The sequence below is a fragment of the Pseudomonas putida genome (assembly GCF_022627325.1).
In the GTDB taxonomy this organism is placed as follows: domain Bacteria; phylum Pseudomonadota; class Gammaproteobacteria; order Pseudomonadales; family Pseudomonadaceae; genus Aquipseudomonas; species Aquipseudomonas putida_X.
Map to the genome: position 1 here is coordinate 178,107 of NZ_JAETZZ010000007.1, position 12,644 is coordinate 190,750.

At 64.2% G+C, this 12,644-nt stretch carries 11 protein-coding genes; 2 read left to right on the forward strand and 9 right to left on the reverse strand.

From position 1 onward, the window contains the following. Positions 1 to 36: 36 nt before the first annotated feature. Genes JNA92_RS13220 through JNA92_RS13230 form a run of 3 tightly spaced genes read right to left on the reverse strand, consistent with a single transcriptional unit; the run spans position 37 to position 3,604 of the window. Positions 37 to 1,635, reverse strand: coding sequence for a GMC family oxidoreductase (locus JNA92_RS13220; protein ID WP_241805068.1), 1,599 nt, complete (start codon positions 1,633 to 1,635; stop codon positions 37 to 39). 42 nt (positions 1,636 to 1,677) lie between these two features. Next, entirely contained in the window at positions 1,678 to 2,163 is a 486-nt protein-coding gene (locus JNA92_RS13225; protein ID WP_241805069.1) for a twin-arginine translocation pathway signal protein, read from the reverse strand. A gap of 10 nt (positions 2,164 to 2,173) precedes the next feature. Then, positions 2,174 to 3,604 (reverse strand): coniferyl aldehyde dehydrogenase, encoded by a 1,431-nt coding sequence (locus JNA92_RS13230; protein ID WP_241805070.1) that lies wholly within the window; start codon positions 3,602 to 3,604, stop codon positions 2,174 to 2,176. A 151-nt stretch (positions 3,605 to 3,755) separates the two neighbouring features. Between JNA92_RS13230 and JNA92_RS13235 the strand changes: the two genes are divergently transcribed. Both JNA92_RS13235 and JNA92_RS13240 read left to right on the forward strand, forming a co-directional pair. After that, positions 3,756 to 4,421, forward strand: a complete 666-nt coding sequence (locus tag JNA92_RS13235; protein ID WP_241805071.1) for a TetR/AcrR family transcriptional regulator — start codon at positions 3,756 to 3,758, stop codon at positions 4,419 to 4,421. Positions 4,422 to 4,456: 35 nt separating this feature from the next. Then, positions 4,457 to 5,311: a sulfurtransferase gene (locus JNA92_RS13240; RefSeq protein ID WP_241805072.1), complete on the forward strand. Its 855-nt coding sequence runs from the start codon at positions 4,457 to 4,459 to the stop codon at positions 5,309 to 5,311. A 9-nt stretch (positions 5,312 to 5,320) separates the two neighbouring features. Here JNA92_RS13240 and JNA92_RS13245 read toward each other — a convergent pair whose 3' ends face one another. The 6 genes from JNA92_RS13245 to JNA92_RS13270 all read right to left on the reverse strand — a co-directional run bounded on the left by JNA92_RS13245 (position 5,321) and on the right by JNA92_RS13270 (position 12,635). After that, positions 5,321 to 6,313: a hydrolase gene (locus JNA92_RS13245; RefSeq protein WP_241805073.1), complete on the reverse strand. Its 993-nt coding sequence runs from the start codon at positions 6,311 to 6,313 to the stop codon at positions 5,321 to 5,323. A gap of 71 nt (positions 6,314 to 6,384) precedes the next feature. Then, positions 6,385 to 7,779, reverse strand: a complete 1,395-nt coding sequence (locus JNA92_RS13250) for a M16 family metallopeptidase (protein ID WP_241805074.1) — start codon at positions 7,777 to 7,779, stop codon at positions 6,385 to 6,387. Then, positions 7,776 to 9,116 carry a M16 family metallopeptidase gene (locus JNA92_RS13255; RefSeq protein WP_241805075.1) on the reverse strand — a complete coding sequence of 447 codons (1,341 nt, stop codon included), beginning with the start codon at positions 9,114 to 9,116 and terminating at the stop codon, positions 7,776 to 7,778. Before JNA92_RS13255 ends, JNA92_RS13250 begins: the two co-directional genes overlap by 4 nt. An 84-nt stretch (positions 9,117 to 9,200) precedes the next feature. Further along, positions 9,201 to 9,803, reverse strand: coding sequence for a 16S rRNA (guanine(966)-N(2))-methyltransferase RsmD (gene rsmD, locus JNA92_RS13260; RefSeq protein ID WP_241805076.1), 603 nt, complete (start codon positions 9,801 to 9,803; stop codon positions 9,201 to 9,203). Further along, positions 9,803 to 11,287 carry a M16 family metallopeptidase gene (locus JNA92_RS13265; RefSeq protein ID WP_241805077.1) on the reverse strand — a complete coding sequence of 495 codons (1,485 nt, stop codon included), beginning with the start codon at positions 11,285 to 11,287 and terminating at the stop codon, positions 9,803 to 9,805. Before JNA92_RS13265 ends, rsmD begins: the two co-directional genes overlap by 1 nt. Continuing rightward, positions 11,280 to 12,635, reverse strand: a complete 1,356-nt coding sequence (locus JNA92_RS13270) for a M16 family metallopeptidase (protein ID WP_241805078.1) — start codon at positions 12,633 to 12,635, stop codon at positions 11,280 to 11,282. The genes JNA92_RS13265 and JNA92_RS13270 overlap by 8 nt, the downstream gene beginning before the upstream one ends. Between the last annotated feature and the right edge of the window lie 9 nt (positions 12,636 to 12,644).

A 12,644-nucleotide genomic window follows, 5' to 3' on the forward strand; every position in this document is an offset into this window, starting at 1 on the left:
GGCTGATGGCACTATAGACAGCAGGGGCATTTGTTGTCATGCACTGTGTGCCAGGCGGGTTATCAGGGCGTCGGTGAGCTTCGCGCTGATGGCGTAGACCGACAGTTGTGGGTTGGCACCGATGCTGGTCGGGAACAACGAGCCGTCGTGAATCGACAGGTTTTCCAGCTGATGGTGACGGCCCAGGCTATCGCACACCGCATGCTGTGGATCTTCGCCCATTGCGCAGCCGCCCATCACGTGGGCGCTGCCCAACCGCGTATGGAACGGCTCCAGGCGCAAACCGTCGATCATGCGTTGGGCCTGCGCCAGGCGGGTAGCTGCGCGGGCATCGCTGTGCGCGGGTGTCACCTGCGTGGCGCCCGCGGCGAACTGGATCTGCGCCATGCTGTGAAAGGCACGGCGCAGGCCGTCTCGCAAGTAGTCGGTGACCGGGTAATCGAGCACCGGTGAGCCATCGCCACGCAGCTCCACCGTGCCACCTGGGCTTTCGGGATGGAACCCGTCGCGCAACAGCGCAAGCATGACGTGGGTGTGCGGCAGCTCGGCCATGCGCTGGGCATTTTCGACACCCTCGCCACCGAGCAGGGTGCTGGCCAGCGCCGGGTGCAGGGGCGGCACTTCAAGTTTGTAGCCGACCGCGCCATCGACGCCGTCCTGCCATTGGAAGTGGTCACTGTAGATGGACTGCGGGGCGCCGTAATAGGGGTCGATGCGTGCGTCGAAGCGGGCCGCGCTGAAGTTGACCAGGTGCAGGAAGGTCCGTTTGCCCAGGCGCTCGTGGGGGTCAGGAGCCTTGGAGCGCAGTAGCAGGGCGGGGCTGTTGATGCCGCCGCCCGCGAGGATGTAGTGGCGGGCGCGCACCGTGATGCTGCGCCCGTTGGGGTGTAGGCCTTGCGCGTCCAGGCCTTGGCAGCGCAGCTGCGCAATGCGTTCGCCGTCATGCTCGAAGCGTTCGGCCCGGGCCAGGTACAGCAGCTCGCCGCCCTTGTCGAGCAGGGCTGGAATGCGCGTCACCAGCATCGATTGCTTGGCGTTGACCGGGCAACCCATGCCGCAATAGCCAAGATTCCAGCACCCCCTGACATTGCGTGGGATCACCGCCCATCGGTAGCCGAGCTGTTCACACCCACGGCGCAGTACGTCGTTGTTGGCGTTTGCCGGCATCGCCCAAGGGGTGATGCCGAGGTCTTGCTCGATGCGATCGAACCAGGGGCGCAGTGCGTCGTCGCCCAGCCCTTTGACGTTGTGGGCCGTGGCCCAGTGGGCCAAGGTCGGCGCGGGTGTGCGAAAGCTGGAGGTCCAGTTGACCAGTGTGGTGCCGCCCACCGCGCGGCCCTGCAGAATGGTGATGGCGCCGTCCTTGCTCATCCTGCCCAGGCCTTCCTGGTAGAGACTGGCGTAGGCCTCATTCTCTAGCAGGTGGAAGTCACTGCTGGTCTTGAGCGGGCCTTCCTCGATCAGCAGTACCTTGAAGCCTGCAGCGCTGAGCATCTGCGCGCTGGTGGCACCGCCGGCGCCGCTGCCTATCACGGCGATGTCGGCTTGCACGCTGAGGTCCTGCCCCAGGCGCGAGGCGTCATGGGTGATCCAGCCGCGTTCGAGGCCTTGGCGAAACGGGTCGATGACAGGCATTGAAAGTGCTCTTGTTGTTGTTGTTGTTGTTGTTGTTGTTGTTCAGATTTTCGGTGGCCCCGGGTAGCCACAGGCGGCCCAGCTTTCCGGGCATTCATACCAGGCCATCGTCAGCAGTTGCACGATCGACGCGTGCCCCATGCGCAGCAGGTTCAGGGAACTGCTCTGCCAGCGTTGCAGAAACGCCGCTATCTGCGGTTCACCCGCCAGGTCCCAGGCACCCCAGACCCCCGTCAGTGGGCCACGGGTCAGCGGCAGGCTGAGCACATCGAACAGTTGCCGGGTGAGCTTGAGCATTGGCGGGGACAGTGCCGCCAGTTTGTCGTCCAGCCTGGGCAGCACGAGTGTTGCGCTTGCCGAAGTACCGGCAAGCACCACCGGGATCAGTGCCCGTAGCAATGGCAGGTCGTCATCGCGCAGTACCTGGTACCCGGTAGCACGCCCCTGCGGGCTGCAGCCGACCAGGCTGGCACTGGCCAGAAACACGCTGGCGCCCAGACTGAAGCGCAGAAGGTCACGACGTTGCATGGCCCAGACCTCAGCGGATGAACAGTGTGTAGACCAGGCGCTGCAGCGCCTTGCCATATGGCGGGTAAATCAGGCGCGCGGCGTTCAGGCGCTGCTTGGCCAGCACCGCCTTGGCCTTGCTGAAGGTCAGGAAGCCGTCACGGCCGTGGTAGTGGCCCATGCCCGAAGGGCCGATGCCGCCGAACGGCAGGTCGTCCTGAGCGACATGCAGCAGTGTGTCGTTGATACAGACGCCACCGGAGTGGCTGCGCTGCAGCACATGCTCTTGCTCGGCATGGTCGTAGCCGAAGTAGTACAGCGCCAGTGGGCGTGGCCGTTCATTGATGTAGGCCAGTGCACCGTCGAGGCTGTCATAGGGCACTACCGGCAGCAGCGGGCCAAAGATTTCGTCCTGCATCACCTGCATGCTGTCATTCACCTCCAGCAGCACGTGCGGCGGCAGGCGCCTGCCCTGGCGAGGCTCGTCCGGGTACAGGTCGATGACCTGCGCGCCCTTGCTGCTGGCGTCGTCCACCAGCTGTTGCAGGCGCTGCAATTGCCTCGGATTGATGATGGCGCTGTAGTCGGGGTTGTCGGCGATGCGCGGGTACAGCCGGTGGACCGCCCTGCGGTAGGCCTCGCTGAAGGCGTTCAGGCGCTCGCGTGGCACCAGGACGTAGTCTGGGGCGACGCAGGTCTGGCCGGCATTGAGGGTCTTGCCGAATGCGATACGCTCGGCGGCGCTATCGAGCGGCACGCTGGACGAAATGATGGCCGGTGACTTGCCGCCGAGTTCCAGTGTGACCGGGGTCAGGTTCTGTGCAGCCGCCAGCATGATCTGGCGGCCGACGCTGGTGGCGCCGGTGAACAGCAGATGGTCGAAGGGCAGCCGGGCAAATGCCTGGCCGACTTCCACATCACCCAGCACCACGCTGACCAGGTCGTGGGGGAATACCTGCTCAAGCAAGGCTTTGAGCGCCAGGGCGCTGGCAGGGGTGGCCTCACTGAGCTTGAGCATCACGCGGTTGCCGGCCGCCAGGGCGCACGTCAGCGGGCCGATGGCGAGAAACAGCGGGTAGTTCCACGGCACGATGATGCCCACTACTCCCAGCGGCTGGTACAGCACGCGGGCGCTGGCCGGCTGGAAGGCCAGGCCGACGGCTCGCCTGGCGGGTCGCATCCAGCCCTTGAGGTGGCGTTCGGCATGGCGAATCCCCTGTACGGAGGGCAGTAGCTCGGCCAACAGGGTTTCGTCGGCGCTGCGCCCGGAAAAATCCGCATCGATCGCCTCTATCAGCCGTTGTCGATCCGCCAGCAATGCTTCGCGCAGGCTTTTCAGCCACTGCCGGCGTTGGGCCAGCGGCGGCATGGGGTTGCCGGCAAATGCCTTGCGCTGGGCAGTGAATGTGCTTGTCAATTCAGTGTCGAACTGCAGAGGGGGCGAGGCGATAGGAGAAGTCACGGCGGCTCCCATAGGGGCTGAGAATCTCTAGAGCCTATACTCTAATCGGTACGATGGTGCGAATTTTTTCGCGCCAGCGCACGGTGCATCCGGGCCCTGTTACACCGTAAGATGAACCACTTACCGAAAGCCTGCAGACTGGGAGCTGAGCATGGCCCCGCGCATCAAGACCCGAGAGCGCATCGTGCAGAACAGCCTTGAACTGTTCAATCAACAAGGCGAGCGTAGCGTGAGCACCAACCACATTGCCGCGCACATGGAGATTTCGCCCGGCAACCTCTACTACCACTTCCCCAACAAGCAGGCGATCATCGCACTGTTGTTCAGCCAGTATGAGGAATTGGTGGACAGCTTCCTGCGCCCCCCGCAGGGCCGCGCCGCTACCGTCGAAGACAAGCGCTTCTACCTCAAGGCATTGCTCGCAGCGATGTGGAACTACCGGTTCCTGCACCGTGATCTCGAGCACCTGCTCGACAGCGACCCTGAGCTGGCTGCCCGTTACCGACGCTTTTCCGAACGTTGCCTGCGCCAGGGCCAGGCGATCTACCGGGGCTTCGTCGAGGCCGGCATTCTGGTCATGGCCCCTGCCCAGATCGAATCGCTGACCATCAACGCCTGGATCGTACTGACCTCTTGGGTCCGTTTTCTCAGCACCACGCGGGAGCACTCCGCTCATCTGGGTGAAGAAGCCTTCAAGCGTGGGGTGTATCAGGTGCTGGTACTGGAACTCGGCTTCGTCACCGCCAACGCCCGCAGTGCCGTGGATGCCCTGTGCCATGAATTCCATGTTCCGTTCAACCAGGCCCTGGAGCGTTAGCCCAGAGCCTTCGTGCCATCGATCAGGAGATTGTCATGCCTCTTGCGCAATTGATCACCCCGCAGCAACTGGCCGAGCGTCTGGGCTCGCCCAAGCTGGTGATCCTCGATTGTCGGTTTGCCTTGGAAGACGCGGATTATGGCCAGCGCAGCTATGCCGAGGGGCATATAGCCGGGGCCCACTTCGCCGACCTGGAGCGCGACCTGAGTGGCCCGGTAATCAAGGGCCAGACCGGCCGCCATCCCTTGCCTGATCCGCAGCGGCTGGTCGAGCGCTTGCGTGAGTGGGGGCTGGACAATGACAGCGAGGTGGTGCTGTACGACGACGGGCCTGGTGCCTTTGCCGCCCGTGCCTGGTGGCTGTTGGCCTGGTTGGGCAAACGCACCGGTGTGGCCATTCTCGACGGAGGCCTCAAGGCCTGGCACGCCGCGGGCCAGCCATTGAGCCTGGACGCGCCGGCACGGTACGAGGGGACGTTCAGCGGCAAACCGGATACCAAGCTGCTGATTGACGCCGAGCACGTGGTCACCGAGCTTGCAAGCCCCGAGCTGACGTTGATCGATGCGCGTGCCTTGCCGCGTTTTCGTGGGGATGTGGAGCCGATCGACCCGGTGGCCGGGCATATACCCGGCGCTCAGTGCGCAGCTTTCACCGACAATCTGAACGAAGAGGGGCGCTTCTTGGCGCCAGAGCAGCTCAGGCAGCGCTTTGCCGAGAAGCTGGCGGGGCGTTCAGCGGAACGTTTGGTGGCCTATTGCGGCTCGGGCGTGACGGCTTGCCATAACCTGTTTGCCCTGGCGTTGGCGGGGTATCCACTGGGCAGGCTGTATGCCGGATCGTGGAGTGAGTGGATCAATGATCCCGCGCATCAGGTTGCCACGGGCGACTGAGCCGCGGGTTCATCGCCCATCCACCAGCCACTGCGGAATCCGCCGCTCAAGGTAATACCCCGGGTTTCGCAGGCTGCCCTCGACAAAGCCCACATGCCCACCCCGCTCATGCAGCTCGAACTGAGTCTGCGGTGCCAGCTCGCTCGGCGTGGGCTGGCTGTGGCGGGATACGAACGGATCATCGTTTGCGTGGATGATCAGCGTCGGCGTGCGGTTCTCCCCGAGGTAGTAGCGGCTCGATGAGCGACGATAGTAGTCGTGTACATCGTCAAAGCCGTTGAGTGGCGCGGTCACTTTGCCGTCAAAATCCCAGAAGGTCCGCAGTTTGCGCAACGATCCGAGGCGGTCGAGTGCGGCAAGCCCTTCATGATGGCCCTGGGCACGAAAATGCCGCTGCTTCACCTGCACATAGGCCATCATTTCGCGCATGAAATGTGCCTGATAGACCTTCGAAAAGCCTTGGCCGATGCGGTCGGCGCACTGATCCAGGCGAAACGGCACCGACACCGCCACGGCCGCCTGCAGTTGGCTGGCGCTGCCACTTTCACCCAGGTACTTGAGCAGTACATTGCCGCCCAGCGAATAGCCGACGGCGTACAGAGGGGCCAGCGGGCGTTGGGCACGCAGGTGGGCGACCACCTCGGCCAGGTCCCCGCTGGCCCCGGAATGGTAACTGCGTGGCAGCAGGTTCGGCTCGCCCGAGCAGCCGCGCCAGTTCACCGCAACGCTGGCCCAGCCGCGGGCATCGAGCGCCTGCTGCAGGCCTTTGACATAAGGCGAATGGGACGAGCCCGTCAGGCCGTGCAGCACCAGCACCAGCGGTGTATCTGGCTGGTGCGGCCCGTGCCAGTCGAGGTCGATGAAGTCACCATCGGCCAGCCACAGGCGCTCGCGTTTGCGTTCAAGCACAGGCAGCTTGCGCCACAGCGGGCCCCAAAGGGTTTGCAGGTGAGGGTTGGATAGCCCGGTGGCCGGGCGGAACGTGGCGGTAAGGCTGGGCATGCTGGGCGACTCGTGTTGTGCCGTCCTAGATTGCCATGAAATACCGCCGTTGTACCCGCGCTATTGGTCGGTCAGCCCGGTTCGGGCAAAGGTTGTTGCGCAGGGGCCGGGCCGACAGTGATGAATACTTCCTGCGCAGGGGTCAGCCATATCCGGGCGGCTTCGCGAATGTCCATGGGTGTCAGCGCTGCCAGGCGCTGGACATAGGTCGCAAAGTGATCGGCGGGTTGCCCCAGGTGGCTTGAGGTTGCCAGGCTCTTGGCCAGCTCTGCGTTGCTCACCAGGGTGCGATGCAACCTGCCTGCTATCTGGTTGCGCGCCATGTCGCACTCCGCCTGGCTTGGGCCATGCTCGCGCAGGCAAGCCAGCATCCCTGAAACCAGCTCACGTGAGGCATCTCGGTATTCGGGTGCGATGTCCCATTGAATCTGCAGCAGGCTCGCCGCATCGAAGGGGGTGAGCGATGAGTGGATGCTGTAGGTCAAGGCACGTCGGCCTCGCAGCTCTTGTGTAAGGCGCGACTCGTAGCCGCTGCCGAGGATTTCATCGAGCATGGTCAGCGCTGCATACCCCGGCTTGTCGGGGGATGTGGGCAACAGCAGCGCCAGCGTGGCCAGTGTGGTACTTGCGGTGTGTGGTTGATGCCGGGTGAGGGGCTCTGGCAACGGCGCCGGTGGTGGGGCCTGTCCCGCCCAGTGTTGCGGTAGCGCCTGAAGGAGTTCAGTGATGAGGGTTTGCGCCTCGTCACGCGACAGGTCGCCCACCAGGCCGATAGCGAGGTTGTTGGCAGAGTAGGCGCGTCGGTGGAAAGCCCGCATTTGCTGCTCGTCGATCCGCTCGAGGCTTTCAGGCGTGCCAGCCCAGTGGGTGGCGTAGGGATGGCCATCGAACACATGGCTCATGATCGCCGGTGACACCCCATAGACCGCGCTCGACGCGATTGCGCGAGCGTGATTGAGCAGTCGTTCGCGGATGCCTGCGACGGCTTTCTCGCGGAAGGCGGGGCGTGCCAGCATTTGGGTGAGCAGTTGCAGGGCGCTTGTACGAAGCGCCGGCAGGCTCAGGCAGCGCAGCGTAATCACCGCCTCATCCTGATTCACCCGCCTTGCCATGATCGCACCGAGCCCCTCCATAGCCTGAGCGAACTGGGCGGCGTCCAGAAGCTCGCTACCCTGATCGAGGCTGTAAAGGACAAGGGCGGCGAGGCCCGGGCTGTCGCCATCGAGTGCACTACCAGCGCGAAAGCGCAGCGCCAGGTCGAAGATCGGGCGGCCATGGGACGGGCTGAAGCTGACCCTGGCGCCTTCGTCGGTCTGCCATTGCTGTATCTGGGCCGGCACCTGCTGCAGCTGCTCCAGGTCAAGGCCTTGCGCGGACTCCAGCCTGGCCATTGCCGCCACAGCGGTATCGCTCACGGGGCCTTTGCAAATCAGAGGCATGTTGCGGGTGGTAAGCGATGTGTTCATGCCGGTGCTCCTGCCTGCAGGTGGGTGATGGTCAGCCTCTCGCGGCTCAGGTAGTCGAACGCTACCTGCTGTAATGTCGCGCTATCGAGGTGGCGGATACTGTGGGCTTCTTGATCGATCAGCGAGGGGGGCAGGCCAGCGGTCGCTGCTGCGCCGATGCGGTCAGCTTGCAGGCTGATGCTGTCGTGGCTGAACAGGCGACGGGTGAGCATGCGCAGTTTCGCGCGCTTGAGCTCCTGGGTGGAAAGCGGCGTATGGCGCAGGGCATCGATCGCGGTATAGATCGCCTCCTCGGCCTGCTCGTGCGTAGACTTTTGACTGTTGATGTAGGTTGAAAGGGTCAACAGCGTGTCACCACGCGCCAGTGGCTCATATGCCAGGGTGAGGCCCTTGAGCAGCCGTCGGTCTCGCACCAACTCGCTGTAGAGCCTTGCGCTGAACCCTTTGCCAAGCACCTCGCAGAGCAGGCCCAGGGCAGGCACTGTCGTTGCGTCGGTGGCCGTGGCGTGGCTGGGTACATTGAAGGACATGAACAAGCCATCACGGCCTGGCAGTGTCAGCTTCTGGCTTCGCGCCTGCAGGTGCGCGTCGTGCCGGGGGACGGGTACTGCGTCAAGCGCAGCCCTGGCAATGCTGGCGAAATACCGGCTCACGTGCTGGCCAAGCGTGGCAAGATCGACGGCACCCACCACCACGAGGGTGGCGTTATTGGGCCGATACCACTTTTGATACCAGGCGCGCACGGTCTCCACGCTCAAGTTGCGCAAATCTGCCGGGTTGCCGAACGTCGCCGTTGCATAAGGGCTGCTGCCGTGTGCAAGTGCATTGTGTCGTTCAGCTGCCTGCTGGGCAGGGACGTTGTCAACTTTGAGCCGGCGCTCGTCTTCGATGGCTTTGGCTGCCCGTTCCAGGGCTGCCTGGCCAAAGGTCGCGCCCTCCATGGCATCGGCCATTATTTCCAGCGCAACCGGTAGCCGTGCCGCAGGTAACAGCATTTCGTAGACCGTTGCATCATCGATGGTAGTGGCATTGGCCTCTCCGCCGAGCCGGGCTATCACCTGGCTGTATCGGCCCGCCTCAAGTTTGCGGCTGCCTTCGAATATCAGGTGTTCCAGCAGGTGCGAGATGTTGGTATGGCCGGCTGACTCATGGCTGGTGCCCACGTGGTACCGGAGCTGAATTGCGGCGAGCGGGGTGCTGTGGTCTTCACGCAGGTAGACAGCCAGGCCGTTGTCCAGTGTGAAGTGCTGCAACGGGGGCTGGGTGGCATCGGCGATGGACTCGATGCCGGCTGACAGGGTTGTGTCGTCGAGGGTGAACGGTGGAGTCGATGGCATTGCTCAAGTGCTCCTGGTTGGGTGACCAGGAGCAGCTTCGGTGAGATTCTGCGCTTGCCTGCGTTACATAATTACGGCTTGCCGTCAGGCGCGCTGCCACAGCGCGTAATGCACCTGGCCGGTCTTTTTTTCGCGGTGCAGGCGCCAGTTGCCTGGCATTTGCAGGGTAGAGGGTGCCGCTTCGCTCTCGGTGTAGATCCACGCCTGCTCGCGCAGCCACTGGTTCTGCTCCAGCAGGTTGCAGGTGTTGGCCAGCAGGTCCTGATGGAACGGTGGGTCGAGAAACACGACGTCGAACTGTTGCTTGGCCGGTGCTTGCAAGTAGCGCTGGGCGTCGGTCTGAAGGATTTGCCCGCGCGGGCAGCGCAGGATCTCCAGGTTGTTCTTCAGGTTGCTGATAGCCGCTGGGTTGCTGTCCAGCGCAACGGCATCTGCAGCACCGCGGGACAACGCTTCGAGCACCAGGGCGCCACTGCCGGTGAAGGCATCCAGCACCCGGGCGCCTTCGATGTAGGGTGCCAGCCAGTTGAACAGGGTTTCCCGCACGCGGTCGGTGGTCGGCCGCAGTCCGTCGCCTTCAGGCACCGCCAGGCGGCGGCTGCGCCACTCGCCGGCGATGATGCGCAGGTGGCCCTGGCCCTTGCTTTGGCCCTGCTGAGAGCGGGCGGGAGGGGTGGATCTAGGCATTAGTGCTCCGGTACGCCGAGGGGCTGCTCGGCGGGTTTGTCAGTGGGGGCTGGCAGCGATTTTTGCGGCACGCTCGGGCCGACGGTAACGATCACCAGTTTATCGGCGGCCAAGTGCTTGTTCATGGCTGCCTTGACCTGCTCGACGGTCAGTGCCTGGGACTGCTGCATGAAGTCTTCCAGCCAGGTCAAGGGCAGGTCGTAGAAGCCGATGGCGCCCAATTGGCCGACGATGCTCGCATTGCTGGCGTTCGACAGCGGGAAGCTACCGGCCAGTTCGCGCTTGGCGTCGTCCAGTTCCTGCTGGGTCGGGCCGCTCTTGAGGTAGTCGGCAAGAATGCCTTGCACCAGCTTGAGGGTGCCCTCGCTGAGTTCGGCACGGGTCTGCAGGTTGATCATGAAGGGGCCGCGCACCTGCATCGGGCTGAATACCGAGTATACGCCGTAGGTCAGGCCGCGTTTTTCCCGCACTTCGCTCATCAGGCGCGTACCGAAGGCGCCACCGCCGAGAATCTGGTTGCCCAGCGACAGGGCTGGCCAGTCCGGGTCTTGGCGGTCGATGCCCAGTTCGGCCAGCATCAGGTGGGTCTGCTTGGATGGGAAGTCTATGTGGGTCGCGCCAGCCTTGGGCTCGACGGGTTGCGCAGGCTTGGCCAGTGCCGGGCCTTTGGGCAGGGCGGCGGAGACCTGGGCGGCAATCGCCTCGGCCTCTTCACGGCTGAGGTCGCCGACCAGGGCGATTACCGCGTTGCCCGCTGCATAGGCTTTGGCGTGGAATGCGCGCAGCTGCTCCAGGGTGATGCCCGGGATGCTTTCAGCGGTGCCGTCGCTTGGATGGCCGTACGGGTGTTCGCCATAAAGGTTGCTCAACAACGCCTTGCCGGCGATCTTGCTGGGGTTCTGCTTCTCGTATTCGAAACCTGCCAGCAGCTGGTTCTTGATGCGCTTGAGTGCGTCCTCTGGGAAGGTCGGCTTGCCGGTCACTTCAGCGAACAGCTTCAGGGCCGGCTCGCGCTTGTCCTTGGCACTGAGGCTACGCAACGAGGCCACTGCCATGTCGCGGTAGGAGCCGTTGCCGAAGTCTGCGCCGAGCCCTTCGAAACCTTCGGCGATGGCGGTCACATCCTTGCCGGCAATGCCCTCGTTGAGCATGGCGTTGGTCAGGGTGGCCAGGCCCGGCGTGTTGCCGTCCTGGCTGCTGCCGGCGGCGAAGGTCAGGCGCAGGTCGAACATCGGTAGCTCGCGGGCTTCGACGAACAGCACGCGTGCACCTTCGGCGGTGGTCCAGTTCTGGATGTTCAGCTGGCGCCGGCTGGGGGCTTTGCCGTCCAGTTCGGCCAGCGATTGCAGGGTATTGGCGGGGCGGGCTGCGGTGCTGTCGGCTTCGGAATGCGCGGGGCGCGCCAGCACGGCGGCAAGCGCCACCACCAGGGCGATGATGCCTGTGCCGATCAGGGTGTAGCGTGGTGCGCTGCGATCACTCATGAGCGGACTCCTCAGGCAGTACATGGGCAACGCTCAGGCGTTCGCGGGTGAAATAGGTGCGTGCGGCGGCCTGGATGTCCTCTGGGGTCACACGCTTGAGTTCGTCCAGTTCGCTGTCGATCAGTTTCCAGGACAGGCCGACCGTTTCCAGCTGGCCAATGGTGGTGGCCTGGCTGCTGATGGAGTCGCGGTCGTAGACCAGGCCAGCGATCACCTGGGCACGTACACGTTCCAGTTCCTCGGCGCTCGGTGGGGTCGTCTTGAGCTCATCGAGCAACTGCCAGACGCCTTTCTCGACATCGGCGAGGGTCTTTTGCTTCTGCACGTTAGGGGTAGCCGAGATCAGGAACAGGCTGTCGCCGCGGGTGAAGGCGTTGTAGCTGGACGAGGCGCCGGCCACCAGTTCCTGACCGCGCTCCAGGCGCGCCGGCAGGCGGGCGCTGTAGCCGCCGTCGAGCAAGGCCGAGATCAGCCGCAGGGCGTGCGCGGTGCGTGGGTCCTTGGCGGTCGCAAGGCCCGGTACGTTGAAGCCGTAGATCAGGCTGGGCAGTTGGGTGCGCACGTGCAGGGTCAGCTGACGCCGGCCTGGCTCGGTCAGCTCCAGCGGCAGCTTTGCCGGCGGAACAGCGCGCTTGGGGATACTGCCGAAGTATTTCTGCGCCAGGCCTTTGACCTCGGCGGCGGTAACATCGCCGACCACCACCAGGGTGGCGTTGTTCGGCGCGTACCAGGACTCGTACCAGTGGCGCAGCTCCTCGACTTTCATGCGTTCGAGGTCGGCCATCCAGCCGATGGTCGGGGTGTGGTAGCCGCTGGCCGGGTAGGCCATGGCGCGGAACAGTTCGAATGCTTTGGCGCTTGGCTGATCGTCGGTACGCAAGCGGCGCTCTTCCTTGATCACCTCGATTTCGCGGCTGAACTCATCGGCCGGCAGGCGCAGGCTGGCCAGCCGGTCGGCCTCCAGCTCCAGCGCCACCGGCAGACGGTCGCGGGCCAGAACCTGGTAGTAGGCGGTGTAGTCGTCGCTGGTGAAGGCGTTCTCTTCCGCGCCCAGGTCGCGCAGGATGCGCGAAGCTTCGCCGGGGCCGACCTTGGCGCTGCCCTTGAACATCATGTGCTCCAGGGCGTGAGACAGCCCGGTCTGGCCGGGGGTCTCGTAGCTGGAGCCGACCTTGTACCAGATCTGCGAAACCACCACTGGCGCGCGGTGGTCCTCGCGCACGACCACTTTCAGGCCGTTGTCGAGGATGAATTCGTGGGTGGGTTGCACATCGGCGGCAAAGGCTGCGAGCGGCAGGCAGAGCGTGCCGAGCAACACGCCAGCGGCGCGGCGGGCTAGAGCATTCATAAGGTGTTT